Below are 25,450 nucleotides of genomic sequence, written 5' to 3' on the forward strand. Positions count from 1 at the left end.
CGGCGCTGAGAGGCCAGCGTTGCCATTTCAGCACCAAAACTCAGTTTAAAATGCTCATTCAGTGCGTATAAACTGAGTTTTAACTGGTACTTGCTGCTTCGCAAATGCGTCGCAGCAGATCGTATAAACAGTAGAGATAAATGATGACTGAACAACGTTCTGCAATTATCTGGTTATGGTTAGCGGCACTGATATTTATACTGGATATCGCCACCAAGCAAATCGCCGAGGCCTTTCTCAATTATGGTGATCCCGTATACCTGTTGCCCATTCTGGATTTTACCCTGCTGTACAACAAGGGTGCTGCGTTCAGCTTCCTGGCAAATGAGGGAGGCTGGCAACGCTGGTTCTTTACCGTGATTTCGTTGGTTGTCAGTGTCGTTCTGATTGTTTGGTTGAAGAAGCTGCCTCGTACGCAGTTGTGGCTACCGATTGCTCTGGCGCTGATTCTCGGTGGTGCGCTTGGCAACTTGTTTGACCGTGTTATGTTTGGTCACGTGATCGACTTTATATCAGTACATTGGGACAGAGCTTATTTCCCGGCCTTTAATATTGCCGATTCTGCTATTACTGTTGGTGCGATTATGATGGCCATCGACGTTGTATTAGAAGGTAAGCGGGAAGCACAGCAAAAGGCTTCCTGAGTTACCAAGCCGGAAAAGAAAAGTACATGGTTTTCAGCCGCCGGATCGTACGGCATTTCGCTGTGCCGACGGTTCGGCTGCAACATTCTGTTGCTGCTTCGGAAAGCTATCCACACTTCTTTTTCAATGTACTTCACCGGTAAAATCTGTTCCTGACACAATCAGGAATTTCGGTGTCGAAAACTATGAGTTACCGCAGCAACTTTTCAAAGGTATTAATATGTCTGTAGCAATGATTCAAAACGGCAGCAAAATCACCATGCACTTCGCGCTGAAACTGGCGGAAGATCAGGTGGTTGACTCCACCTTTGAGAACGAACCTGCGACCTTTGAACTGGGTGATGGCAACCTGTTACCAGGGTTTGAAGATTTTCTGATTGGCATGGTAACCGGTGATCACACAACGTTTGAAGTCGCTCCGGAAAAAGCCTTCGGTCAACCGAATCCGCAGAATGTTCAAGACATCAAGCGCAAAGATTTTCCCGTCGATATGCCGGTTTCGCCAGGCTTAATGGTGTCTTTTGCCGATGCTCAGGGGCAGGAATTACCTGGTGTTATCGAAAAAGCAGAGGGGGATTGGGTAACCGTTGATTTTAATCATCCGTTGGCAGGCAAAACCCTGATCTTCGAAGTGCAGATTCTTGAGGTACACAATGCAGATTAAACTCGCCAACCCGCGTGGTTTCTGTGCAGGGGTTGATCGTGCGATTGATATTGTAAACCGTGCACTGGATTTGTTTGAACCGCCGATCTACGTTCGTCATGAAGTCGTTCATAACAAGTTTGTCGTAAACGGTCTGCGTGATCGTGGTGCTATCTTCGTTGATGAATTAGATGAAGTGCCGGATGACAATATTGTAATCTTTTCTGCTCACGGCGTTTCCCAGGCCGTGCGTCAAAATGCGGCTGATCGCGGCCTGAAAGTCTTTGATGCAACCTGTCCCTTGGTCACCAAAGTTCATTTGGAAGTCGCGCGCTACAGTGCCGATGGAAGCGAGTGCATTCTTATTGGCCACAAAGGGCATCCGGAAGTTGAAGGCACCATGGGTCAGTACGACTATTCCAATGGTGGCAACATCTACCTCGTCGAAGACGAAGCTGATGTTGCTGCTCTTGAGGCTAAGAACCCGGAAAAGCTCTATTTCGTTACTCAGACGACCTTGTCGATGGATGATACAGCGGTCGTGATCGATGCCCTGCGGGCCAAGTTTGAGCACATTCAGGGCCCGCGTAAAGACGATATTTGTTATGCCACCCAAAATCGTCAGGACGCCGTAAAACAATTGGCTAACGATTGCGACCTGCTGCTGGTTGTTGGTTCACCAAACAGTTCAAATTCCAACCGTTTGCGTGAACTGGGCGAGCGTATGGGCGCAAAGGCCTACTTAATCGATAATGCAGATGAAATTAAGTCAGAATGGTTTGAGGGTGCCCAATCAATTGGTATCACTGCTGGTGCATCGGCACCGGAAGTTCTGGTAAAACAGGTTGTGGATAAGCTGATAAGCCTGGGTGGCGAAGCACCTCAGGAACTGCAGGGCAGGGAAGAGAACGTCGTGTTTTCATTGCCAAAGGAACTGAGACTGGCAGCCATCGATTGATGGCTGCTCATCGTTTTAGAAGCCTTCGTGAACCACTTGGGATCCATCAATCGTCTGAGTCCGGGTTTTTAACCCAAGCGTATTGACTCTGAGAATGCCATCAAAAGCCTGGACACTGCTGGGTGTTGCCGTTGCTTCGACACATTGAGCAATGGTGAGGCTATTCCCCGGGTTTGCCGGATTGTCACAAAGCCCTAAAGTAATCGCATAACGATCTTCTCTTGTTTTAAAGCTTGTTCCCCCTGGAAAACCTAACCCACCACTGCCGATCGTTGCTGTGTAGGTGCGGTTCTCGGTGTAAAACTGGTTTGCGGCTGACATCACTTTTTCTAAATCTGCAATGGCGTCACCTCTAAAGCCACGTTGAACGTAGTTTTGATAGGATGGAATTGCAACTGCCGCAATAATACCGATGATGGCGATAACCATCATCAGCTCAACCAGAGTAAACCCCTGGTGATTACTTGTCTGATTTTTCATCATCATTTTTGTCTTCTGAATCGTCTGTTTGTTTAGGAGCATTTGGCAATTCCCTCCAATATCTTTTGGTTACTACGTCACATTTCGGGACTTTGTCACTTTCTATTGAGACAAGCCCAACCATTGTCATCGTCCCAGATTTTGAACAAAACCCTTTTGGATTATCGCTGTTATCTCCTGAATCACTACCGTTGCTTGGATCCGTTGGGTTCAGATCACCGATAAATGGTGGTGGAATACCAGGAATCTCCGGATCTTCAATCTTGGCTTCCCCTAAGCCGTCAGTGTGTACGTCCAGAGAATATAATTTTGAACTACCAACATCAGGCTGACAACCAGCGGTACTGCCTGCATCTAACACATTGGTGGGCTTGTAAGCAGTAAATATAACTTTGCCGCTAAGGGTAACCGAGTTCGTCAGAACTTTTTCCGCCGCACGTGGCAGCTTATACCGCCAGCCAGCGTTTGATCGTGACCCCCAGTCCTCCAGGTTATCAAACTCTGTTATCTGATACGTAGCGGGTGTTGCCAAAGCAGCATGGTCTTTGATTAAAAAGAAATAGTCTTCATTTGTTCGGCTAAGCGGATGCGCTCGATAACCGGAGCCGATGCTGATTAATATAAAGTCATCGCCCTTATTCTGGAAATACGAGATATCGGGTTGGTTATAGAAGCGTCTGTTTCCTGCACCACTACCGTCATTGATGTCTGCGATTATGCCTCCTTTTGCGAATTCATAAGCGGTTGTGCCGGAATTGCTTGGGTTGACATCAAACCTCCAAAGACGACCACCAATATCTGCCGCGTAGAACATATCGACAAAGCCATCGGCATCCCTGTCGATTAAAGACAGATCTGCGGCAAACGCACTTCGCATATCGTGACCAGTCTCCAGTGTGGCATGCTTTTCAGCATCCCATAAAAGATCACCGGTTTCTGCATCGATCATGTATATCGTTGTTGCAACTGAGTGATTTAGTCTGTTGTTTGGACCTGCCAGCGTTGATCCGTCTTCTGCTGTATCGTAGCCAGCGCCGGCAAATAGTACGACTTTACGTTTACCCTGCCATTTGATTTCGGCAGGAATCAGTTTTGACCATGTTTGACCAAGATTATCAAAGCCACTTGTAATGGATGGCTTATTTTTCGCTGAAGCTGCATATTTACCGTGAATCTTCCACAACAGTTTGGGTGCATTTTTATTGGTCACATCCAGCGCATAATAACTACTCCCCCCACGTCTCATGCCAACATATAAGATTACCTTATCTGCGCCATCTACTTTGCCGTTTAAGTTATGGTCGTCATGCCAATATGAGATAGGACCATCGAGCCCATACACTTTCGGACTACCTGCCGGTCTTGGTGAGAGGTAATGATCCGGATTGTGTAACAGTTCTTTTGGTATGAAGGCGAATAATTCTTCAGGCTGTGTTTCATCGACATTAAAAGCGTGCAAGTAGCCGCTGTTCGTGCCAATAAAGGCGACGGATTCACCGCCGCTGTAGTTAATAATGGTTGGCTGGCTATGAAGTGGGTCTTCGAGTTCGCGACGAACCGTGCCGTCGGAATTTTTACCCGCAATCCAGTGTTTCAACTCTTCAAGATACGCATTTTGGGTACTTGAAGGGTGCAGCAATGCCTCGTTGAGACTTTGATCTACGCGTGTCAGTGAATTGCCAGACAAGTTTGTATATACAAACCGTTCCAGCTCCAGCCTGTTTGCGATACCGCCGAGTTTAATATCATCGCCGTCGGTCACTGTAGACCAGATACTTCTGGCAGAATACTTAAAACGACCTGTTGTATCATCGACCGCAAGATTACCATTGGCATCCCGAAGACCTGCCGATGACAACGAATATCGTTTGAGGTTGCCGAGCCAATTGGACTTAGCCGAGGGCTGAAACAGTGAGAGGTATACCTGATCACTCTTTTCCAGACGATTAAACGAATTGACTGCAATGCTCGGTGCGTTAAACGACGTTGACGTTTCTGAAACCGTTGTTAACGCATTCACAATCGCATCTTTAATTGCTTCGTAGTTATCGGCCTTGGTATAAGTTCCGGAGCCAGACTCTGCAATTTTAGTCATAAAACGGTCGGCACTGCTGATATCCTCCCCCTGCACCGAATCACCCAGATAACCGCCGATCACGTGGGTCGTGATTGTTTGTTTACCATCGATATCGTCAAACTGGTCGTTATTGGCCATGTAATAAGCCAATTCGTCGATACATTGACCATCACCACTGCAATTTTTATTCATGCCCGATGGTAAGTTTTTATCTGCAACAAGACGACGAATTGCGCTATTGCTACCAGTATCAGCTGAGGGGTAACCGTCGGTAAATAAAATAATACTCGACTTTGTACACTCTGAAACTTGAGGACGTTCGTAGTTGTTACTATTGCCAACATAGGCTTCGGGTACCGATGGTGTTGGGATGTTATCCCCACCTATATCAGAAAGAATGTAGCCAGGATCAATGACTTTTGATCGGTCAGGAAAGCCGCCGCTTCTGCGTGAGCGTGTCGATTTACCGTATTTGGAATTATTGCCGGTTAAATACAGATAAGCTTCATGATAGGTTTCTTCGAGGGGCGTCCCCCCCCAGGGAAAATAATTATTAACCTTATTTTCGAATATCGAATGTGCATTTTCGACAGGAGTCATATCCATATCAACGAAGCCACCGTTTCCGGTTGAGTCAAATCGCATCAAAGCAACATTCACTCCAGGGGCTTCTTTTAACGCGTCTTTTGCTGCACGGCGAGCAATGACCATACGAGAGTAATAAAATTTATTTGTCAGGCTGTTTTTCGCCAGTTGGTAGTTTAAATAATTACCTTTAAATACTCTTGATAATATGTGTGTCGGTGGCACTAATTGACGATTGCCGAAAAACCAATTTTCATCATGCGTAAAGGGTATTGACGTGCCTTTTCTGCGATAGCGATAAGTTACGCCTTTGTATACAAACCTATCTTGATTTTGACAAATAACAACGTGCTCTGGATTATAGTCAACACTTGGGTTTAATGGATTGAATAACCAGCCACCTCCCCAAGTGCCTTTTTTCCAATAATAAAGACCACCGGAATATACACCAGCAGTGTTTATTGCATTCCATGCCTCTGGACAAATGAGTGATGTCGGGTGAATTTTATTGCTACGGATCAACGCAATTTCAGTATCAGAAAGCCCTAGTCCTTGTGATATTCGAGATAGGTAATAACTATTCGGCTCGTATCCATTGATGGGCTTTTCATACGTAATCTCAGGGTTGTAGTTTCCCAGGTTGTCCTCTTCATAACGCGACATACTGCGCGAGGTATCCATTACCATCACAACGTTGGGCCGCGTTGATGCCTGTGCTCCCTGATAAATTTCTATATCATCAGCAAAAGACGGTATCGCTAAAAATATAGTTAGTAAAAGTATGATCTTCATCGTTTCAGCCTCCTGTCCGAACGTTATAAGTAATTCCTAATTCTTGCGATGATTTTATACCTGATGTGGCGTGTATGACCTCCGAATTGAGCTGAAAGCGATACTTCAGACTTTTTCCTTTACTACTATCTCCGGCGAGGGAATGGTTGGTTGTTCCGGGGACGCTGACAAGTTTGATGCTTGTGTTTACGTTTAAATCAGGTTTTCCATAATCACTCTGTGGACTGATCGGAACCGGTAATGGTTGAGGTTGCCCTTCGTCATTGCGGACAACGACTCCGTCATCAACAATAACACTGTTAATCGCGTTTAAGATAAGTTGATTATCCGAGTCTTTACTGGCAATACGCTGAAAGTTCGCTTCAACTTCACTATATGAAATATCTTTTATCGTTTGCTCAAGTTGCAGGTTACTAACCATTCGTATTTGCATGGTTGAACGCTGTAAACCGACTAAAGCAAGCAGAGTTAATGACGTAAGCAGCACAAGGCTAAAGGCCAAGGCTGCCCCTCTGGAGTTGGTGAGATTCATGTTGGCCCCTGTTATTGGTTATGTGGTGAGCAACTTATATTTATTATTTTAAATTTTATTATTAATTAGGTGCGAGATTCGAAAAGTTCGCCCTGGTTACCGTTGTGGTAAAAATTTCTCTTGAGAATTTATCTTTCAATTTGTATGGATCAGCATCGAGTAAGATAAACTTACGTTCTTTCTCCGTGATTGCACTGTCTTCAAAGGATTGAACCAGTGCAGCTATTTTGACGGAGAAAACACGTTGCCAACTGTCAGCCGGAACTTCTTCGGCGCTGACATACCGGGAGACATTCCGGTTACCTGTGTTGGTGTAGGAAGTACTCAGGCCATACAGCGCATGAATTGCGATAACACCGGATGCAATGGGTTGCTTGGCACGATTATTATCGTAAGGTGCTCTCGTATTAAAGTCATAAGTGAGGCAGTATAGGTCGCCAGAATTATTTCCGTCCGCCTCAACCCAGAAAGCATCAACCACCACATCATCCACGCCAGCAGCAACATTAAAACTGCTGCCTGCACAGTCAAGATCGTTATCCTCAAATATTCTACGTACAACGGTTATTCGATCGCCTACACCATTATCTCGATTGATAGTACAGGCATCCGGATTATTGGGGTCGGCACACAATTCGGCATGGGGTTGAATCGGGTTAGTTGAGTTGTCCCCAGAAAATCCGGCTACTGAGATCGCATCAGACAAAAAACCTGCAACAAATCGTCCGGTCTCTTGTGCCTGAGATAACCCGTCGGACTGCGAGGCTGTACGATTGGTAATGGTGAATATATTAATCACTGCCATGGTCAGAAGGACGCCTAAAAAAGAGGCAATCATTAATTCGACGAGTGACATACCCTGCTGTTTATTGATGTTCATGGGCGGAATCTCTCCAATACATAACTGCCTCGGGTACTGGCAATGGAGGTGTCATCATTGGTGAAGCGTTTTCGCCCAGCGCTGTCTTCGCCATACGTCTGAACGTTCCAGCTTATCGTGAGAGATTTATCCAGCGTGTTAACGTTAGTAATCTGCAGTCTGGGTTCTGACAGAGAAAAAGCTGACCCGGTTCGGTACTGTACAATGCCATCTGCGTCGGAGATAGAACCACACATGACATCAAACATATCAAACTCTGCCATTTCCTGTGCAGTGCAATTAGCGGCCGCAGGGACCCTTACGCTGCCATTATTGTAAGCACTGCACCTCTTGACACCTGAGCTGAGGTCCGAACAACTTTCTGCACCGGTTGTGACGTAAGACAGCAGACCATTTTCGTTAGCTCTCATACGATTGACGAGTTCATTCGCCATCCAAATGGCCTGTGAACGACTGCCTGTATCCTGAGTTGCGCGCATGGACTGCAGTTGCAAAGAACTCAGCCCTAACAATCCAACCGCTGTAATTGCCAGCGTCACTGCGACCTCTATCAGGCTGAATCCTTTTGACGGTATCCGACTGTTCATCATTAATTTCCTTGCTGCAATTCCGCGAATATCACCATAGCTACGGGCAGTTTAAAGTGGTTGTGCGGGCTTGTCCCATGATATTTATGTCAATATTCCTATTGCGCTCGCCAGTGCAGCCTGCCGTTCGTATCTGAAAGCTACCAACCGCGCTGGCTCGCCCTCGTTCGTTGAATATTAACTTCGATCCATCCTGATCGTTGTAGTTATTGGATGTAATGACAGTTTGGTCTAACGGGCCGTGAAGGCGTAATGGTGCCCCCCCAATCTCGTTAACGATCCAGCCCTTGTTCCAATCGCCGTCTCGTGGAAATATTTCAACGCTGGTGCCCACATCTCTGGCTGTGCTTCGGCCAAATTTTATGTCCTGTAATAGGGCTTTATGGGCATTATCCGCCATAGAGTTTACGTTGTAGGTGCGGAAGCTTGGCGTGGCAACCGCCATCATAATGCCAATAATTGCTATCACAATCATTAGCTCAACCAATGTGAAAGCTTTTACGTCGCCAGCTTTTTGCATCATACGTCTTATATCCTATTTCTTTACGGCTTGTTCCTGAGCTGCTTTAGCGACTGGTTTAGCGTGTGTCCGTCTGACAAAAGCGCAGCTATTATTCAACACTCCGCCAGATTCTGCAGCAACAAAAACGTTAGCCTTATACTCAGCACACTCTGGATTTAGCTCTTTATCATCATCGGAGCCGCCATCGCCATCGCCATCGCCATCGCCGTCACCACCGCCACCTGGATCTGTTGAGCTATCCGGTTGCAGAGGTTTACTCACCAGAATAATTGGCTCTGGCGGGATTCCTGGCAGATCAAGATCTTTTTGTTCCAACTGTCTATCCGGGGTAATGGTATACAACCGAGAGCTGCCAATATCTGCTTCACATCCAGACCTTGCTGAGCCATCGGTCGGGCGGAATGTGGTGAATAATGTTGAGTTATTTACAGTTACTGCGCGCGCCATTACTTTCTCGCCATTGCTCGGTAACCGGTAGTACAGTCCACGTTCAATTTTACTCACTGCTTCACTACTGAATTTTGAATAGTCCGCTAACTCCGCCTCGGTGACGGCCGTGTACTCTGCAGGGGGAGTTTTAATATCGTAATCATTGAGAATATAAAAAGTATCCGCAACTCTGGTATTCAATGGATGAGCGCGAAAACCGGAGCCAATCGCCAGTTGCAGTCGCGACCCGCCGACAGTAATTTTTTCACCAGGGTTGGAGGGATCATCAACTTTGATTGCGCTGCTTGTGGTATAGGTGACATCAACCTGATTGTAGAAGCGGATATTATCCGTTTCGTGTCCGCCATTCAGATCGGCAATTAATCCACCTGTCGCGAATGAGCTGGCATCACTGGCTTCATTATCAAAGTCGATACGCCAGATGCGGCCGCCAGTATCCGCTGCATATAAAATATCGGTTAGCTGATCTCCATCCCAATCAAGCAAAGTCACATCACCCGGAATACTGCTGCGCATATCGGATAATACTAAGTTCGCACCGGAGCGGCTTGCAGACCAGAGTTTTTTGCCGGTGTTTGCATCGATCATAAACAGCGAATTTCCCTGGGAATGGTTGGTTCTGGTCAGATTATTATCTTCTGCTGGGTCATAGCCACCCGCAAAGAAAATAACGTCTTTTACCACGCCCCCCAGCTTCACTTTACTTTTTACTGGTCGCGACCACGTTTGTCCTAGTTTATCGAAGTCGCCACTGCCGCCGTTTATCTGCCATAAGAATTTAGGGTTCTGCAGATCGGTAACATCAAGTGCATAGTAATTCTTACCGCCACGACGCATGCCGATATACAGGTAGACAGTATCACTGCCATTGACGCGGCCATCGTGATTAAAGTCGTTATGCCATGCAGTAATACTGCCATCCAAACCATACACTTTTTTAAGGGGTGAAGCCCCTTTGTAATATTGATAAAGATTGCCTAACAGCTCTTTAGGGATAAAGGCGAAGTGCTCCACAGGATTACTTTCGTCAGTGTCGAAGGCATGTAATACCCCGGAGTTTGTGGCAACAAAAATAGCACTCTTTTGGTTACTACCGTCAGCACCAAAATCGTAAGTTACCAGAGCAGGGCGGCTATGCAGTGGATCCTCCATATAATGACGAGCATCAGTCTTGCTACCATCCCCGTCCTCATCTTTTACATCAACACCCCGGGCCCATTGCAAAACAGCAGTATATTCACTGGGATCAACACTGTAGGGGAGTTGCAGTAGAGCACGATCCAGGGATGAGTTTGATTCAGTGATACGGTTTTCAGCAGCCATCAGACTTTTACTGCCAAGATAGCTTGTTACTTTACGATTGAGTGTCAAGCGGCTGGCAGCACCGCCTTTGATGATGTTGTCCCCGTCGGGCGCTTCATCATCCAGTGTCCAGAAACTGCGGGCATTGTCAGCAAAGAAACCAGTGGTAGGATCAACGGCCGGGTCATCTTTTGCGTCGATAATTTCACTGCCTGCCACGCGATAGCGTTTAATATTGCCGTACCAGGTCGCGTTATCACTCGGTTTGAAGACCGAATAGTAAAGTTGGTCGAGGTTTTCTAAGTTATTGTACGCATTTACCGACACTGCAGGGGCCGTGAACGATGAGGCGGATTTACTGATTTCATCAAAGATCTTTGTTAATTCGGATTTTAAGGTAGCGGAATCTGCACCATAAGAGGCAATGCCGCCGCCATGTGTTGCAATATCGTTTAGCTTGTCTCGGGTTCTGCTGTCAAAGCCGCCAATTGTATGAATATAAATCCGTTGATCCCCACTGAGGTCTCGGTTGGCGTCTTTGTTATGGGTATAGAATGCCAGCTCTTCAGCACACCCTCCGTTGCCGCTGCAATTATTTTGCATGATGTCTGGTTTATCTGGGTCTGTGTAGCTTGAGATTAAACCCTGAATATAGCTGTTGCTCGACTTATCTACCGACGCTTCTCCATCGGTAAACAGTACAATATGGTTTTTCTGGCACTCATCAACGATGGGTGAAATGTAGTTATTACTGCCATCGATGATACTGCGTTCCCCCAAAGGGAAGCCGCCACATTGCCAAACCCATTGCCAGTAACCGTATCTTGAGTTGTATTGTCGTACCCGCTCACAACCATTCGCATAATCAACGGGTTCGCCTTTTAAATAGCGAATGGCTTCATCGAGTGTTTCGGTCAGTGGTGTGCCGCCGCTGGTAGGGTAGGCGTCGATTTGATCGTTAAACTCGTCTCGTGCCGTCTCGATGTCTTGCAGCGGAAGGGTGACGTATCCTCCCTCATTATTGCGGTCGCTGCCCGCAAAGCGCATAAGACCGATATTGATACCATTTGTGTCGGCCACAACTTCTTTTGCGACTTTCCGGACCTGTGCCATACGGCTATCGGGGTGATTACCCCCAAGGCTTGCATTGCCAGCCGCGTTCCATCCCATACTTCCTGATGTATCCATAATAAATATCACGTTGGGATTGATACGATCAGCGGTGCCGCGATAAATCTCGATATCATCAGCCCAAATCAGTGTGGGAAGTAGCAACAAGAGTAATTTTAGATACTGCATCATAAAGCTTCCTTGGTTGATTCAGGGGTTAATTCTGTGACTTCGCTTTGGTGTCCATAGAGGGTGGTGTAGATAAGCTCTTGGCTGTTCTTGTTAATAAAGAAAAAATGTTCCGAATCTGCCGGTGCCTTCATGTAATGCTCAAGGTACTCGGCGAATGATACTGCGTTCCCTTTGATAGCCCAGATATCACTGCGGTTTTTCAGCTTCACCCACTTGCAGTTGGGGTGCGAGCAGTTGCGCAACTCGGTTATTTGTCGACCAATTGATCGGATATCTGATTTCTTGATGTAATAACCAAACTCATTGGGTTCATTTTCCGCGATTACTAAAAACGGAAAAACTAGTACAAAAGTCAAAACGATTTTAATGAAGCTCATATTAATGTTCCGAAGTTAGCTGCCAGTGTGTGCGCGATAAAAGAAACCAAGTACGCGTTTGTCGCTCATGTTTCCGGTATTGTGGGATACAGATGCTTCAATCTCGAAGAAGTAGTCTTTACTTTGACCAACAGAGCTGCCGTCAGCCATTGCTATGCCCTCTCCGTTTTTGTGTCCTTTCGCGATGAAAACACACGTCATATCCATATATCCGGGTGCTGGCATGCTTTCTGACTCGCTTGAATAGACGGCGATTGCCTTGCTCACTGGCTGCCCATCACTGTCGAGCAATGGTTGTCCTGGGCTCGATTCCTGATGCGAACGCGTTGCGTCCCCTAACCGAGCAATATTACTGCGAAGATGCTTAAAACCGCCTTCGCTGCAGCTCTGGGCATATCCGTTGATGGTATGTTGGTGTTCCATATTCGCAATCATCTTGAGCTGGGTTGCTGATTGCTGCATGGCATAGACCGCCGCCAGAGTCACGGACGTAAGAATCACCAGACTGATGGCTAATGTGGAACCGCGATTACTTTTCATCGTCACTACCTGTTGTATACCTTTGTTCATGGTATAGCAGCAACATTCAGCTCTGTAGCAACGCCGGATTAAAGGGCTGTTTCAGCTTCTTAGCGGTTCACATTGGATATCACGACCGTTTCCTGTTTCCTCTACGCCATTTTTGTTCTTATCTGTGCCGGGTCGTATCCGGCCAGAGGCGGCAATTACCCAGGCTTTACTGTGCGGTATGGCGCTTCTGAAACAGTAGGTCAGAGACCCGGCGGAGGACGGTGAGCGACCGCTTGGCCGGTAGGTCAGATGCGTGCGATTAAACCGCAGCTCTTTAGTATCATTGCCCATATCGGGTAAGCGTTGAATCACAATATCGTTGGGATCGATAATACGGTTTTGATTGCTGTCCTCGAACAGCGTCAGATTTTTGCCCCAGTTTTTCGAACAGCGGCCGCTTTCAACACCACACAGGGTTGTGAATCTTTTTTTGTAGATAGCGTGAGAGCGAGCCACCTGCAGAGTCAGATAGATCTTACTGATATCTGCTCGGGCTTCGATTTTGGCATTGAGGTTCCTGAAAGCCGGAACACCGACGGTCGTGATCAATACAAAAATAACGATGGTGATCATCAGTTCGATCAGGTTAAAGCCAGACTGAGTGTGGCGTTGCGGCGTCATAACGAACCATCCTTGGTTGTGTATGGCTACTCTATCCCAGGCAAATCAGCTGTCACTCAGGTGTATGTGTGAATTTTCCGGGTGTTAATCTATGGCAAGCTTCTTACACCGATAACGCAATGCGCGGAAGCTGATGCCGAGCTTTTCAGCGGCTGCAGTTTTATTCCAGCGAGTGGCCTCCAGCGCCTGGCTAATCGCCGCACGTTCAATATTTTCCAGATAAGCCTCGAGGTTATTGGTTTCAATGATATTTTCCGGACCAGAGCTGGTGGGGATTTCCACCGCCGGTAAACTCAGATCTTCCAGGCTGATATTGTCGCCTTCCGCCATAGTGAAGGCGCGCTGCAGAATATTTTCTAACTCTCTGACATTGCCGGGGAAAGCGTATTGCGCCAGTGCAGTAGCGGCTTGAGTGTCGAGGCGGACTTCCGGCATTCCCCATTCAAGCGCGTATTTGCGGATAAAGTGGCTTGAGAGTAGCGGGATATCTTCCGGACGCTCTGCCAGTCTGGGGACGGATACCTGAATTACGTTGAGACGGAAATACAAATCCTGTCGGAAGAGTTCCTGCTCAACCAGCTGCTGCAGGTTTTTGTGGCTGGCAGAGACGATGCGAACATCGACATCCTCTTCGTACTCTGAACCAACGGCCCGTACCGCTTTTTCCTGAATCACCCGGAGTAGCTTGGCTTGCATATTCAGCGGTAACTCAGCGACCTCATCGAGAAACAAAGTACCGCCATGTGCTGCTTTAAAAAAACCGGGTTTGTCACTGCTGGCGCCGGTGAAAGAGCCTTTCTGGTGGCCGAAAAACTCGCTTTCCATCAGGTCTCTGGGAATGGCTCCACAGTTAACCGCAATAAAGGGTTGTTCTGCACGGACACTTTGGTGATGTATTAATTTGGCGACCAGCTCTTTACCGGTACCGGACTCACCGTGAATAAATACCGGCGCCTGAGTGCGCGCTACTTTTCGGATTTTTTCTTTCAGATCCTGCATGGCTGCAGAATGACCAAGCAGACCTTCATTGGATGGGATTGCGTCTATGTTAGTCGGTACTTTGGTAAGTTTCAGTGCGGCCCGAGCCAGTTCTCGCAGACGCTCAATATCAATTGGTTTGGGTACCAGATCAAAAGCACCGGCTTTCAGCGCATTGACTGCTAATTCCATGCTGCCAAAAGCGGTAATCATTGCGATTGGCATATCGTTGTATTGAGCATTGCAAAGCTCAATGATCTCTAACCCATTGCCATCTGGTAGTTTCATATCGGTGATGCAGAAATGGTAGGAGCGTTGTTTCATTAAACTAAGCGCTTCGCTGACACTGCCAGCCTGATCACAGTGCAGATCCATACGCTCCAGAGTCAGGGCTATCAGCTCACGGATATCCGGTTCGTCGTCAATAATCAGGGCCGCTAACTGGCTCATGCGCTATGCACCTTCTGCTGGTTTTCTGGTTGAATCGGGTCAATTGCAATGATGAAACAGGTTTGCTGATGCAGGCGAATATACTGGATTGTCGCCTGATTGGCTTCACAAAGCTCTCTCGAAAGATACAGTCCGAGGCCGGTACCGTCATGTTCAGTGGTGTAAAACGGCTCAAACAAATGCGCTTGCTGATCATCACTGATACCGGCGCCATTATCCATAATGCGAAGTTGTAAGCGGTTGTTGTTGCGGCTAGCCTGAAGCTTCAAAGCGGCGGCTGGCCCTTGCAGCTGCAGAGCATGACGTAAACCGTTGGAACACAGGTTGTGGAGAATCTGTTGCAAGTGATCGGGGTCGAAATGAATCAGGATATCGTCATCACAGTCCAGTTCCAGGCGATAGCTCTTATCCTGGTGGAGGCCGGTAAAATGATCCCTGAAATGCTCCAGCCAGGGTTTGAGCTTCAGTGTTTCGCGACACGCCTGTGACCGGCGCGACAGTTGCAGTATGTCTTCAATGGTGCGGTTAATCCGCATGCAGTGCTGTTCAATAATGTGGGTCAGTTTGTGTTCCGGGGCCTTCAGGTATTCTGTCTCTGCCAACAGCTGAGAGGCCTGGCGCAGGGCGCTGAGTGGATTGCGGATTTCGTGCGCAATGCTGGCAGTCAGACGCCCCAGTGATGCTAATTTCAGTTGCTGGGCTTCTGCATCGATGCGAGCGCTGTCTTCCAGATAGAGTAAATAATCGCCCCGATCCGATTGTTCAATCGGAACCCGATTGAGAATCAGGCGGGTTTGACCAATATCCAGTTTTGAACCGGTTCTGGCCTGTTGCAGCAGGCCTGGGAGCGGTGTCATCTCCAGCAAGGTAAACCACTTTGCTGCCTGTTGATTAAACAGCAGCACCTGGTGGTTTTTATCACAGGCGATCACCCCGTTGGGTAAACCCTGCAACGTCTTTTTGCTGAAATGTTGCAGGCGGCGAATTCGCCTTGCCTGCTGGTCCGCAAGTGACAAGGTGCTTTGCAGGCGCTTTGATAACCCCTGGGTAATGGTCGCCAGGGTAAAGAACAGCAAGCCTTTCAGGCCGGCATTGACGATGTCCGGAGTGGTGAACTTACCGAGCCAGAACAGCTGAATATAAAATACGGCAATGCTTGTCCATGCCGCAACGCCCAGTCCTAACACTCCGGGTGCCAGTAAGTTGGCGATTACCACCGGAATCAGAATCAGGCTGGAAAACCCGGAATCAGTGCCCCCACTGGCATACATCAGGGTGGCCAGGATGGCTACTTCGATGAATACATAGCTGATGGCCGTGTGTGGATTCGGATTTCGGCTGGCGAACGTCACGAAACCGGCTGCCACAATGACATAGATGGAAACACAGACCAGGAATATATTGGGAGCAGTGCCACCAATAATGACGTTATCGCTGTCCAGGCTGTCGACAATAGTGAGGAACAGGGCAAGGAATAACGAGTAATAGCTGTAGAATCTCAGCAGTCGTTGCCCTTTAACCAGAAATTCTCTGGAAACTATGCGCATAAATACTTCTTCTGTTTGCGTCGCTGGCGTAATTTCCAGACAATACGCGGCCTGTTTGTTTTTGGCTACCGGCTGACTGTCTTATCGATTCGATATCTGCGATAGGGCCGCGTGGTATGTGTTTGCTGAATTTGTTGAAGGTACCTATGTCCGACTCCCTTCGTATTACTCTGAGCCAGTTGAATTATGTCGTTGGCGATATCGCCGGCAATGCTGCCAAAATGATTGCTGCTGCCAAAGAAGCCGCTGCACAGGGCAGTGAATTGATCGTGTTCAGTGAACTGTCTCTGACGGGCTATCCACCGGAGGACCTGTTGCTGCGTCCGAGCTTGCAGCTGCGGGTGGAAACGGAATTGGAAAAAATTGCTGAAGCCTCTCATCTAATTGCCATTGCGCTCGGTTTTCCATGGCGAGACCAGGGTGCATTATTTAATTGTGCTGCGGTGTATGCCGGTGGTGAAAGCCTCGGCCGCTATGCTAAGCAATGCTTGCCGAACTATCAGGTGTTTGACGAAAAACGCTACTTCTCTGCCGGTGAAACGGCCTGTGTCGTTGAATTGAAGGGGCGTAAGCTGGGGTTAACGGTGTGCGAGGATATCTGGCACCAGGGACCAGCTGAGCAGGCTGTTGCCGCTGGCGCGGAAATGATTCTGAACCTCAATGCCTCGCCGTATCATATGGACAAACAGCAACAACGGATTGCGTTAATCCAACAGCATGTGAAAGCACTCAATGTACCGCTGTTGTACGTTAATCAGGTGGGTGGTCAGGACGAGCTGGTATTTGATGGCCGTTCGTTTGCTGTTGCCGCTGACGGTGAACTGGTGGCACAGTTGCCGGCTTATCAGGAACAGTCCCAGGATCTTTATTGGCATAAGACATTAACCACAGACGTGGACCTGAAAACTACGGAAACCGGTCTGGCTTCGCTGTATAACGCCCTGGTTTTAGGGGTACGGGATTACGTTAATAAAAATGGATTCAAAGGTATTGTGCTGGGGTTGTCTGGTGGGATTGATTCGGCCCTGACGCTCGCAATTGCGGCAGATGCCATTGGTGCAGACCGTGTAAAAGCGATCATGATGCCCTTTACTTATACTTCCGGTATGAGCAAAGAAGATGCCGCCGAGCAGGCCGAACGTATGGGGGTGCCGTATGAGTCGGTATCCATAGAGCCTATGTACAACGCTTTTATGGCGTCGCTGGCCCCTCAGTTTGAAGGCTTGTCACGTGATACAACGGAAGAGAACTTACAGGCACGCTGTCGCGGCGTACTGTTGATGGCGGTTTCCAATAAAACCGGTTATATGGTTCTCACCACGGGCAATAAGAGCGAAATGGCCGTTGGTTACGCCACGCTTTATGGTGACATGGTGGGCGGGTTCAGCGCTCTGAAAGACGTTTATAAAACCAAGGTTTTTCAGTTGGCCGAGTACCGCAATACGCTGGGTTGTGTGATTCCTCAGCGAGTCATAGATCGCCCGCCATCGGCTGAATTAGCACCTGATCAGAAAGACGAAGACAGTCTGCCGCCATACGATGTTTTGGATGCGATTCTCGAACGTTACATTGAGCAGGACATGAGTGCTGATAGCATCATCGCCGATGGGTTCGCTCACGAAGATGTAATGCGGGTGTTAAGGCTGGTGGATGTGAACGAATACAAACGCCGTCAGGCGCCTATTGGGGTGCGTATCACACAGCGCGGTTTTGGCCGTGATCGTCGTTATCCGGTGACAAACGGTTGGCAGGCCGGGATTTAATGGTTCCAGCCGAGCCGTCCCAGTGCCTGTTTAAGGGATAGCAGGCTCAAGGTTGCCTGGTGAGCTTCTCGGCGATTCTGGTTATCTTCTCTTTCAGTGTGAACAAAGACACAAAAGCCACCGGCCAGGCAATCACATAACTGGACAGCCAACGGCTGAAAACAGCCGTATCGATTCCGGTGTTAATGACAACAACAACGGCCGATACGATGGCTGCCATGGTGCCAGACATCAACAGTGCGAACAGAATGGGTGTGTGGCTTGGCTTCAGCATACATCCTCCAGTGTTCTCTTCTCCGATCTCTAAGCACAAGATTGTCGCGGCGAATTATCCGCAGGACTATTCTTTATTATCGAGCAATCCAAAGGTAATCACGTTCAGCAGCGAGCGTCGGTCAACCCAAATCAGACCGCTGCGCTTAAATTCGCCGCTTTCGAGTTGTTTGTGCTCAGGGAAGTTCAGCGTCAACAAGGTCAGTGCCTGTTGCGATTCGGTTTCCAGTTCTAACAATTGATATGCCTCAACCTGCAGAGCCAGAGCATCAGCAACCGATGAGGTTTTCTGATAATTGAGCACAATTTTCTGAGCGCGGTTGGCCGCTGCAACATAGGCATGACGTTTCATATAGTACTGTGCAACGCCCAGTTCGTAGGATGCCATTCGGTCATTCAGGTACACCATACGGGCACGGGCATCGGCGTTATATGGGCTGTCCGGAAAACGCGCCAGTAATTCAGAAAAGTAATTAAAGGCATCTTGCAGTGGCCGTTGATCCCGACGTGATAATTCGTGAGGCAGGTAGCGCTCCACAAAAGAAAAGCCCAGGTCGTAGGTTGCTAAGCCACGCATGTAGTAAGCGTAATCCACCTGTGCGTGTAATGGATGTAAGCGGATAAAGCGCTCACTGGAAGCCAATACCGCGTCCATATCGCCAGTCTGATACTGAGCGTAAATCAGCTCAAGTTGAGCTTGCTCGGCATACTGACCAAAGGGGTAGCGGGATTCCAGCTCGCGCAAGCGCTCAACTGCTACCAGGTAGTTATTATTTTCCAGCGCTTCGCTGGCTTGCTCGTAATATTCTTTTTCCGTCAGTTCCTGAGGTTTGGTTGGATTATCGGAACAACCGGCCAACAACAGAGCTGTGAGCAATGTGGGTAGGAGACAGCCGCGAAACCGGTTGCTGAAAAGAGACTTCATGGAGAGTGTTCCTAAATATCGATATACTGACGGCAGAATTAGTCCCGTATTAAACCACAGTCACTACACAGCCCCAATAAGTCCTTCCGCTTCCTGAGCGTAAAGAAGTGCGGTTGCAACGAAATAAGTGTTATGTCCGATCAGATCAATCAAGTTGTCGAAGTCCCCCATGAGCTGGGTAATAAACGTCTCGATCAGGTGGCAGCGCAGCTGTTCCCTGACTTCTCCCGTTCGCGGTTGCAGCAGTGGATCAAAGAGGGACTGTTAACGGTCGATGGTGATGCCTGGCGCGGCCGCGATAAACTGGTGGGTGGAGAATCCCTGGCGTTGGTTGCCACGCTGCAGGCTGAAGGGGACTGGCAGGCGGAGGATATTCCGCTCGACATTCTTTACGAAGATGAACACATTCTTGTGCTGAATAAGCAAGCGGGCTTGGTGGTACACCCCGCTGCCGGGAATCACACTGGCACGTTGTTAAATGGTTTGCTGCATCATGCGCCATCGCTCAAAAACATCCCGCGTGCCGGCATCGTGCACCGGTTGGATAAAGATACTACGGGTCTGATGGTGGTTGCTAAAACATTGCAGGCTCAAAGCCATTTGGTTGCCCAATTGCAGGATCGCAGCATGGGGCGAGAATACGAAGCTGTTGTGCAAGGCGTCATGACCGGTGGCGGTACAGTCGAAGAGCCAATCAGTCGTCACGGCACGCAGCGTACCAAGATGGCGGTGAACCCTTTGGGTAAAGAAGCGGTGACTCATTACCGAGTGTTGCACAAATTTCCGACTCACACCTACATCCACTGCAAATTAGAAACGGGTCGGACGCATCAGATTCGTGTGCATATGTCACACATTGCTCATCCGCTGGTTGGTGATGCAACCTATGCTGGTCGTACTCGTCTGGCCAAAGGCGTAACGCCAGAGCTGCGCGACGCATTGCAGAATTTCCCCCGACAGGCATTGCATGCTCGTCAGTTGGGTCTGATTCACCCCGCTACCGAAGAGTATTGTGAGTGGCAGGTTGAGCTGCCGGATGATTTTGAGCAGTTGCTGGAAGTGTTGGCATTTGATGAAGAAGAGCGCGAGCCATTCGAATGATCACACCGTGCTGGGAGTTGCCAGAAGGCGTAAAAGCACTGATCACAACCTGCGAGGGTGGGCTATCAGTCCCACCTTATCGATCCAATAACCTGGCCCTTCATGTTGGTGATAGTCGAACCTCTGTATTGCAAAACCGCGCTGTATTGCTGCGCAGACAAAGCGGCATCCGGGCCATTCAATGGTTGAATCAAACCCATTCAGATCGCATTGTGACAGCATGTTCAGGAGCTGTTATTCCTGAAGCGGATGGCTGCTTCTCATCACAAGCCGGTATGGCTTGTGCGGTTCTAACGGCAGACTGTCTGCCGGTGCTGATTGCGGCAAAAGATGGTTCGCAAGTTGCTGCGGTTCACGCCGGTTGGCGCGGTTTAGCGGCAGGTATCATCAGTAATGCACTGCGCCGTTTCGACTCTGATGTTTCGGTTTACCTGGGGCCTGCCATTGGGCCTGAACATTTTGAAGTTGGACCTGAAGTACGGCTGGCTTTTTCCTGGGCATCCGATCAATGCTTCTTGCCCGGCAGGGATGACCGGTTAATGGCGAATATTTATCAACTGGCGCGTGAGCAGTTATCGATGCAGGGAGTGACAGATATTACCGGTGGCGATTTCTGTACCTTCACGGATACAGATCGCTTTTATTCCTACCGGCGTCAAGCGGTGACGGGTCGAATGGCCAGTCTGATCTGGATCGAAAAGTAGCTGTCTATCCTGTATGGCTATTTGCAATAAGCTGCGATGGATTCGTTTGCCTGTTGCATCATATTGGCGCGTTCTTTGTCTGTCAGGGGCCGCACAGAACCATCTTCTTGTTGATAGCGACGGTTAAAGTTTTCCGACAGTTTGACCTTGGCGTCGCGTGCTTGCTGGCAGTATTTTTTCGCCTCACGCGGGTCGATTTGTGGCGGCTGCTCTGTGGTTTTTGATTTGGCTGAGGTTTCATTTACTTCAGCGCCTGCTTCAACTGACTTCGCTGGTGGTGCATCTGCGGCTTTATCGACCCGGAGCTTGTAGACATCTTCAGTAAGACTGCGCGGTGGCTGAGCACTGAAATGTACTTGCCCCTGCTCATCCGTCCAGCGATAGACTTTTGCTGCCTCTGCCAGTGTGGACAAGCCCAGAAAGGAAAAAAACAGTGGGATCAGCATCAGTCGCATATTGGCCTCGGCGGGATCTGCTCAAAATGGTCATTTTTACGGCTCAGATGTCTACCTTGGTATCAACGCTGAGTATTCACGCAACGTTATTTAAACCGTATGATTTGTCAAGGTTTTTTGCTGTTTTTGCTGTGGACAAAACTGGCTGTAATGCTAAAATTACCGCGCTTTTGCCAGAGCCGCGTTTTGCAACACCCCGGAGAACGTGACTGGCAACGACAGCCTCTGGTGCGGTTATCCTCCGACCCAGTTCAGCCTCGACGTCCTCGACCAGGCAACGAGACACTGATAAACAATTAAAAGTTGTTTATCCAGCCTGAGCGAGCCTCAGTTGTTAAAGGCTCTATATCGCACAAATAATTTTTTTACCCATGCTCTGTTAAAGAGCTTGTGAATGAGGATAGTACGGTGGAATTACTTTCCGGCGGAGATATGTTGGTTCGTGCATTGCACGAGTCGGGCGTTGAATATATTTATGGCTACCCGGGCGGCTCGCTGCTGCACGTGTACGATGCAGTCTACAAGCAAAGCGCCGTCAAACATGTCCTGGTCCGTCACGAGCAAGCCGCTGCTCATATGGCCGATGGTTATGCCCGTGCGACTGGCAAACCAGGCGTGGTGATGGTGACCTCTGGTCCCGGTGCCACCAACACAATTACCGGTATTGCGACGGCATTTACCGATTCGATTCCTATGGTTGTTATCTCGGGTCAGGTAATGAGCCATCTGGTAGGCGACGATGCCTTCCAGGAAACCGATATGCTGGGTATTTCACGCCCGGTAGTTAAGCACAGTTTTGCTGTACGTCGTCCGGAAGATATTCCGGATATGGTGGCAAAAGCGTTTCATATTGCCAGTACGGGTCGTCCTGGTCCGGTACTGATCGATATTCCGAAAGACATGACCATGCCGAATGAGCGTTACGAATACGTTTATCCGAAAAAAGTGAAGCTGCGTTCTTACACACCGCCACAGCGTGGCCATGCCGGTCAGATCAAAAAAGCGGTTGAGTTGTTGGTCAAGGCTAAGCGTCCGGTTGTTTACTCCGGCGGTGGCGTCATTATTGACGGCAGCTCAGACAAACTGCGTGCTCTGGTTGATCGCCTGAACTTCCCTTGTACCAACACTCTGATGGGCTTGGGTGCGTATCCAGGCACCGGTGAGCGCTTCCTTGGTATGTTGGGTATGCACGGGACTTACGAAGCCAATATGGCCATGCATCACGCGGATGTTATTCTGGCGATCGGTGCACGTTTCGACGACCGTGTAACCAATGCGACCAATAAGTTCTGCCCGGACGCTAAGATCATTCATATTGATATCGATCCATCATCAATTTCGAAAACCATTGATGCTGATGTGCCCATTGTTGGCCCGGTAGGCACCGTTCTTGATGAAATGACTGCGCTGCTCGATGAGAGCAGCGATGCGCCTGATGAGGCGGCAATTGAGTCCTGGTGGAAACAGATTAATGACTGGCGCCCGCGTCATGCTATGCGTTATGAGAAAAATGAAAACGGCCTGATGAAGCCTCAGGAAGTTGTCGAAGCCATGTGGGAAGCCACAAAGGGCGACGCATACGTGACTTCCGACGTAGGCCAGCACCAGATGTTTGCTGCTCAATACTATAAGTTTGATAAGCCGAATCGTTGGATTAACTCCGGTGGTCTGGGCACCATGGGCTTTGGTTTCCCGGCAGCAATGGGTATCAAGCTGAACTTCCCGAAAGAAAGCGTGGTTTGTGTTACCGGCGAAGGGTCGATTCAGATGAACATTCAGGAGCTTTCGACCTGCCTGCAGTATGGCATTCCGGTAAAAATCCTGTGTCTGAACAATGGTTCCTTGGGAATGGTTCGTCAGTGGCAGGATATGAACTACGAAGGTCGTCACTCTCACTCTTACATGGAATCTTTGCCTGATTTTGTGAAGCTGGTAGAGGCTTACGGTCATGTAGGTATTCAGGTTAAAGAGCGGGATGAGCTACCTCAGGCGCTGGAAGATACTTTTGGCAAATACAAAAACCGTCTTGTGTTCCTCGACGTTGCTGTCGATGAAAATGAACACGTTTACCCAATGCAGGTTCCGACTGGTTCCATGCGCGATATGTGGCTGAGCAAGACGGAGCGTACCTGATATGAGACACATTATTTCTATTCTGCTGGAAAATGAGCCGGGTGCATTGGCGCGCGTGGTGGGTTTATTTGCTCAGCGTGGTTACAACATTGAAACCTTAACAGTGGCACCAACGGAAGATGAGACGCTGTCTCGTCTGACCATGACCACCGTGGGCGATGACCGCAAGATTGAACAAATCACCAAGCAGCTGAATAAGCTGATCGAGGTAGTGAAGCTGGTTGATCTGTCAGAGGGCTCTCATATTGAGCGCGAGCTGATGCTGATCAAGGTTAAAGCGGTTGGTGCCCAGCGTGCTGAAATTAAACGTACAGCGGACATTTTCCGTGGTCAGATTGTGGATGTAACGGCTAACGTTTACACCATTCAACTGACCGGCACCAGCGACAAACTTGAAGCTTTCATCGAAACGATGGGGTCTGCATCGGTACTCGAAACGGTTCGTACGGGAGTATCCGGCATTTCCCGTGGCGAGAAAGTACTGAGTCTGTAACGCCCGACGAAAGCAGAAGCCTGGCTTACTTTTCAATGCGTGTTGTGTCTGTGCCGCAATTATAGAGTGTGGCTCAGACGCAGCGCTGAGAAAGTCGCCGGGCTGTTTGTTGTCAAAAGCTCTCACTCAGTTTTTTTCTAAAAACGCCAACGATAAAAAGCCACTGAAAGCGCTGATTACGATAACAGCACTGGTGCTACCACTGGCCAGCATCAAAAGGCCAGCCACTATCCAACCTGTTTTAACTTGTTCAAGGCGTCTCTGATAGGTTGTTGAACGGGTCCAGATAAATTCCGGATTGTTATCAGGCAATTTATAAAAGCGGCGGATACGGCTAATCAGATCCAGTTTAATCACGGTATTACCTCCGTTGTCTCATCCATTTGCGCAAAGTTGCCGGATTAAGCATAAGAAGTAATAAAACAGTTTGCCGCTTAAACGCTGAATCAATCTATTCAACATCTGGCTTATAGTCGGCTGATCTGAACTGCTTTGGTGCAATTCAGATCACGCGATACTGGTGGAAACGTCGCTGGGTAAAAAAAGCGGAATAGCGGAGGAGAGCGATCAAACCCGATAAGTGGTTTTGGTCATTACTTTAGCCAGGCCACTCATCGCCAGTTTTACCGGGAATGGGAACTGATGGCCGCCAGCGTCAATTGCTGCGGATGCATGTCTGGCTTCGTCTTCCAGCATTTGCAGCAGTACGGCCTTACTTTTGTCATCCTGGGCCGGCAATTTAGACAGGTGCTCTGTCAGGTGTTTGCACACTTGCTCTTCGGTTGCAGCAACAAAGCCCAAACTCACCTTATCGCTGATTTTTCCGGCCGCAGCGCCAATAGCGAATGACAAGCCATAAAACACAGGGTTCAGGTAACTGGTATGACCACCAAGATCTTTAATCCGTTGCTCGCACCATACCAGGTGATCGACTTCTTCCTGAGCCGCTTCTTCCATCGATTCACGTACTTCCGGTAATTTTGCCGTGAGTGCCTGACCTTGATACAGCGCCTGAGCGCAAACCTCGCCTGTGTGGTTAATACGCATCAAACCAGCAGCGTGTTTTTTCTCTTCTTCGGTCATTTCTGCGAAGTCACGCGCTTGTGCTGGCGAGCTGCGTTCCTCTTGGGCAGCTCCCGGTACCAGGGTGCGCAATGCCAGGTCGGCATTGTGAATCAGCTTATCGAACAAAGAGTATTGACGAGTGTTCATAGTGATAACTTCAGAAGAATAATTTCGACAAGTTTAAGTGAATTCGACGTGAGCTGCACACGTTCTTGAAAGCAAAATACACAAAACGATGTT

General features: G+C 48.6%; 25 protein-coding genes and 1 pseudogene. 8 read left to right on the forward strand and 18 right to left on the reverse strand.

Annotated features, from left to right (window positions below):
* Window positions 1-143 precede the first annotated feature (143 nt).
* From lspA to ispH, 3 genes are all read left to right on the forward strand, one after another.
* Complete coding sequence (gene lspA, locus MK185_12405) at window positions 144-644, forward strand: signal peptidase II (protein MCH2041427.1); 501 nt, start codon at window positions 144-146, stop codon at window positions 642-644.
* A gap of 220 nt (window positions 645-864) precedes the next feature.
* Window positions 865-1,308: an FKBP-type peptidyl-prolyl cis-trans isomerase gene (gene fkpB / locus MK185_12410; protein ID MCH2041428.1), complete on the forward strand. Its 444-nt coding sequence runs from the start codon at window positions 865-867 to the stop codon at window positions 1,306-1,308.
* Window positions 1,298-2,245 carry a 4-hydroxy-3-methylbut-2-enyl diphosphate reductase gene (gene ispH, locus MK185_12415; GenBank protein MCH2041429.1) on the forward strand — a complete coding sequence of 316 codons (948 nt, stop codon included), beginning with the start codon at window positions 1,298-1,300 and terminating at the stop codon, window positions 2,243-2,245. The genes fkpB and ispH overlap by 11 nt, the downstream gene beginning before the upstream one ends.
* Window positions 2,246-2,260: 15 nt before the next feature.
* On the opposite strand, the gene MK185_12420 is transcribed toward ispH, so the two are convergent.
* From MK185_12420 to MK185_12480, 13 genes and pseudogenes are all read right to left on the reverse strand, one after another.
* Window positions 2,261-2,587: a type IV pilin protein gene (locus MK185_12420; GenBank protein ID MCH2041430.1), complete on the reverse strand. Its 327-nt coding sequence runs from the start codon at window positions 2,585-2,587 to the stop codon at window positions 2,261-2,263.
* Between the two features lie 18 nt (window positions 2,588-2,605).
* Window positions 2,606-2,725, reverse strand: a pseudogene (locus MK185_12425) (prepilin-type N-terminal cleavage/methylation domain-containing protein).
* On the reverse strand, window positions 2,706-6,179 hold the full coding sequence (locus MK185_12430; GenBank protein MCH2041431.1) for a hypothetical protein: 3,474 nt from the start codon (window positions 6,177-6,179) through the stop codon (window positions 2,706-2,708). The pseudogene MK185_12425 and the gene MK185_12430 overlap by 20 nt, the downstream one beginning before the upstream one ends.
* Before the next feature lie 4 nt (window positions 6,180-6,183).
* Window positions 6,184-6,711, reverse strand: coding sequence for a hypothetical protein (locus tag MK185_12435; GenBank protein ID MCH2041432.1), 528 nt, complete (start codon window positions 6,709-6,711; stop codon window positions 6,184-6,186).
* A 61-nt stretch (window positions 6,712-6,772) separates the two neighbouring features.
* Window positions 6,773-7,591, reverse strand: a complete 819-nt coding sequence (locus tag MK185_12440) for a PilW family protein (protein ID MCH2041433.1) — start codon at window positions 7,589-7,591, stop codon at window positions 6,773-6,775.
* Window positions 7,588-8,178: a type IV pilus modification protein PilV gene (pilV, locus tag MK185_12445; protein ID MCH2041434.1), complete on the reverse strand. Its 591-nt coding sequence runs from the start codon at window positions 8,176-8,178 to the stop codon at window positions 7,588-7,590. The genes MK185_12440 and pilV overlap by 4 nt, the downstream gene beginning before the upstream one ends.
* A gap of 40 nt (window positions 8,179-8,218) precedes the next feature.
* Window positions 8,219-8,701: a GspH/FimT family pseudopilin gene (locus MK185_12450; protein MCH2041435.1), complete on the reverse strand. Its 483-nt coding sequence runs from the start codon at window positions 8,699-8,701 to the stop codon at window positions 8,219-8,221.
* Window positions 8,702-8,713: 12 nt separating this feature from the next.
* Complete coding sequence (locus MK185_12455) at window positions 8,714-11,755, reverse strand: hypothetical protein (GenBank protein MCH2041436.1); 3,042 nt, start codon at window positions 11,753-11,755, stop codon at window positions 8,714-8,716.
* Complete coding sequence (locus MK185_12460; GenBank protein ID MCH2041437.1) at window positions 11,752-12,132, reverse strand: hypothetical protein; 381 nt, start codon at window positions 12,130-12,132, stop codon at window positions 11,752-11,754. Before MK185_12460 ends, MK185_12455 begins: the two co-directional genes overlap by 4 nt.
* Window positions 12,133-12,147: 15 nt before the next feature.
* A complete protein-coding gene (locus MK185_12465; protein MCH2041438.1) occupies window positions 12,148-12,672 on the reverse strand; it encodes a pilus assembly PilX N-terminal domain-containing protein in 525 nt (174 codons plus the stop codon).
* 81 nt (window positions 12,673-12,753) lie between these two features.
* Window positions 12,754-13,323, reverse strand: a complete 570-nt coding sequence (locus MK185_12470; GenBank protein MCH2041439.1) for a GspH/FimT family pseudopilin — start codon at window positions 13,321-13,323, stop codon at window positions 12,754-12,756.
* An 84-nt stretch (window positions 13,324-13,407) separates the two neighbouring features.
* Window positions 13,408-14,751 (reverse strand): sigma-54 dependent transcriptional regulator, encoded by a 1,344-nt coding sequence (locus tag MK185_12475; protein MCH2041440.1) that lies wholly within the window; start codon window positions 14,749-14,751, stop codon window positions 13,408-13,410.
* On the reverse strand, window positions 14,748-16,298 hold the full coding sequence (locus MK185_12480) for an ATP-binding protein (protein MCH2041441.1): 1,551 nt from the start codon (window positions 16,296-16,298) through the stop codon (window positions 14,748-14,750). Before MK185_12480 ends, MK185_12475 begins: the two co-directional genes overlap by 4 nt.
* Before the next feature lie 146 nt (window positions 16,299-16,444).
* On the opposite strand from MK185_12480, the gene MK185_12485 reads away from it, so the two are divergent.
* Complete coding sequence (locus MK185_12485) at window positions 16,445-18,061, forward strand: NAD+ synthase (protein ID MCH2041442.1); 1,617 nt, start codon at window positions 16,445-16,447, stop codon at window positions 18,059-18,061.
* 46 nt (window positions 18,062-18,107) lie between these two features.
* Here the strand turns inward: MK185_12485 and MK185_12490 are convergent, their stop codons facing one another.
* Window positions 18,108-18,335: a DUF2798 domain-containing protein gene (locus MK185_12490; GenBank protein MCH2041443.1), complete on the reverse strand. Its 228-nt coding sequence runs from the start codon at window positions 18,333-18,335 to the stop codon at window positions 18,108-18,110.
* 66 nt (window positions 18,336-18,401) lie between these two features.
* The gene (locus MK185_12495; protein MCH2041444.1) at window positions 18,402-19,259 is read right to left on the reverse strand and encodes an outer membrane protein assembly factor BamD; all 858 of its coding nucleotides are present in this window, start codon (window positions 19,257-19,259) and stop codon (window positions 18,402-18,404) included.
* Between the two features lie 132 nt (window positions 19,260-19,391).
* Between MK185_12495 and rluD the strand changes: the two genes are divergently transcribed.
* Window positions 19,392-20,360, forward strand: a complete 969-nt coding sequence (gene rluD, locus MK185_12500; protein ID MCH2041445.1) for a 23S rRNA pseudouridine(1911/1915/1917) synthase RluD — start codon at window positions 19,392-19,394, stop codon at window positions 20,358-20,360.
* Window positions 20,357-21,064 carry a peptidoglycan editing factor PgeF gene (gene pgeF, locus MK185_12505; protein ID MCH2041446.1) on the forward strand — a complete coding sequence of 236 codons (708 nt, stop codon included), beginning with the start codon at window positions 20,357-20,359 and terminating at the stop codon, window positions 21,062-21,064. The genes rluD and pgeF overlap by 4 nt, the downstream gene beginning before the upstream one ends.
* Window positions 21,065-21,081: 17 nt before the next feature.
* Here the strand turns inward: pgeF and MK185_12510 are convergent, their stop codons facing one another.
* A complete protein-coding gene (locus MK185_12510; GenBank protein MCH2041447.1) occupies window positions 21,082-21,519 on the reverse strand; it encodes a DUF4124 domain-containing protein in 438 nt (145 codons plus the stop codon).
* A 408-nt stretch (window positions 21,520-21,927) separates the two neighbouring features.
* Between MK185_12510 and MK185_12515 the strand changes: the two genes are divergently transcribed.
* Window positions 21,928-23,652 carry an acetolactate synthase 3 large subunit gene (locus tag MK185_12515; protein ID MCH2041448.1) on the forward strand — a complete coding sequence of 575 codons (1,725 nt, stop codon included), beginning with the start codon at window positions 21,928-21,930 and terminating at the stop codon, window positions 23,650-23,652.
* Window position 23,653: 1 nt separating this feature from the next.
* Entirely contained in the window at window positions 23,654-24,145 is a 492-nt protein-coding gene (gene ilvN, locus MK185_12520) for an acetolactate synthase small subunit (protein MCH2041449.1), read from the forward strand.
* A gap of 126 nt (window positions 24,146-24,271) precedes the next feature.
* On the opposite strand, the gene MK185_12525 is transcribed toward ilvN, so the two are convergent.
* Both MK185_12525 and coq7 read right to left on the reverse strand, forming a co-directional pair.
* Window positions 24,272-24,502, reverse strand: coding sequence for a hypothetical protein (locus tag MK185_12525; protein ID MCH2041450.1), 231 nt, complete (start codon window positions 24,500-24,502; stop codon window positions 24,272-24,274).
* A 210-nt stretch (window positions 24,503-24,712) separates the two neighbouring features.
* Window positions 24,713-25,357, reverse strand: a complete 645-nt coding sequence (coq7, locus tag MK185_12530; GenBank protein MCH2041451.1) for a 2-polyprenyl-3-methyl-6-methoxy-1,4-benzoquinone monooxygenase — start codon at window positions 25,355-25,357, stop codon at window positions 24,713-24,715.
* Window positions 25,358-25,450 lie beyond the last annotated feature (93 nt).

It is taken from the genome of Saccharospirillaceae bacterium (assembly GCA_022448365.1).
Lineage (GTDB): Bacteria > Pseudomonadota > Gammaproteobacteria > Pseudomonadales > Oceanobacteraceae > Bacterioplanoides.

Bases quoted from the DNA above. Each gene is read 5' to 3' on its own strand.
- MK185_12465 (MCH2041438.1), bottom strand. From the start codon at position 12,672: ATGAAAAGTAATCGCGGTTCCACATTAGCCATCAGTCTGGTGATTCTT.
- MK185_12470 (MCH2041439.1), bottom strand. From the start codon at position 13,323: ATGACGCCGCAACGCCACACTCAGTCTGGCTTTAACCTGATCGAACTG.
- MK185_12450 (MCH2041435.1), bottom strand. From the start codon at position 8,701: ATGATGCAAAAAGCTGGCGACGTAAAAGCTTTCACATTGGTTGAGCTA.
- lspA (MCH2041427.1), top strand. From the start codon at position 144: ATGACTGAACAACGTTCTGCAATTATCTGGTTATGGTTAGCGGCACTG.
- MK185_12460 (MCH2041437.1), bottom strand. From the start codon at position 12,132: ATGAGCTTCATTAAAATCGTTTTGACTTTTGTACTAGTTTTTCCGTTT.
- MK185_12480 (MCH2041441.1), bottom strand. From the start codon at position 16,298: ATGCGCATAGTTTCCAGAGAATTTCTGGTTAAAGGGCAACGACTGCTG.
- MK185_12510 (MCH2041447.1), bottom strand. From the start codon at position 21,519: ATGCGACTGATGCTGATCCCACTGTTTTTTTCCTTTCTGGGCTTGTCC.
- pilV (MCH2041434.1), bottom strand. From the start codon at position 8,178: ATGAACAGTCGGATACCGTCAAAAGGATTCAGCCTGATAGAGGTCGCA.
- MK185_12440 (MCH2041433.1), bottom strand. From the start codon at position 7,591: ATGAACATCAATAAACAGCAGGGTATGTCACTCGTCGAATTAATGATT.
- MK185_12475 (MCH2041440.1), bottom strand. From the start codon at position 14,751: ATGAGCCAGTTAGCGGCCCTGATTATTGACGACGAACCGGATATCCGT.
- MK185_12430 (MCH2041431.1), bottom strand. From the start codon at position 6,179: ATGAAGATCATACTTTTACTAACTATATTTTTAGCGATACCGTCTTTT.
- MK185_12490 (MCH2041443.1), bottom strand. From the start codon at position 18,335: ATGCTGAAGCCAAGCCACACACCCATTCTGTTCGCACTGTTGATGTCT.
- pgeF (MCH2041446.1), top strand. From the start codon at position 20,357: ATGATCACACCGTGCTGGGAGTTGCCAGAAGGCGTAAAAGCACTGATC.
- MK185_12495 (MCH2041444.1), bottom strand. From the start codon at position 19,259: ATGAAGTCTCTTTTCAGCAACCGGTTTCGCGGCTGTCTCCTACCCACA.
- fkpB (MCH2041428.1), top strand. From the start codon at position 865: ATGTCTGTAGCAATGATTCAAAACGGCAGCAAAATCACCATGCACTTC.
- ispH (MCH2041429.1), top strand. From the start codon at position 1,298: ATGCAGATTAAACTCGCCAACCCGCGTGGTTTCTGTGCAGGGGTTGAT.
- MK185_12435 (MCH2041432.1), bottom strand. From the start codon at position 6,711: ATGAATCTCACCAACTCCAGAGGGGCAGCCTTGGCCTTTAGCCTTGTG.
- rluD (MCH2041445.1), top strand. From the start codon at position 19,392: ATGTCCGATCAGATCAATCAAGTTGTCGAAGTCCCCCATGAGCTGGGT.
- ilvN (MCH2041449.1), top strand. From the start codon at position 23,654: ATGAGACACATTATTTCTATTCTGCTGGAAAATGAGCCGGGTGCATTG.
- MK185_12455 (MCH2041436.1), bottom strand. From the start codon at position 11,755: ATGATGCAGTATCTAAAATTACTCTTGTTGCTACTTCCCACACTGATT.
- coq7 (MCH2041451.1), bottom strand. From the start codon at position 25,357: ATGAACACTCGTCAATACTCTTTGTTCGATAAGCTGATTCACAATGCC.
- MK185_12485 (MCH2041442.1), top strand. From the start codon at position 16,445: ATGTCCGACTCCCTTCGTATTACTCTGAGCCAGTTGAATTATGTCGTT.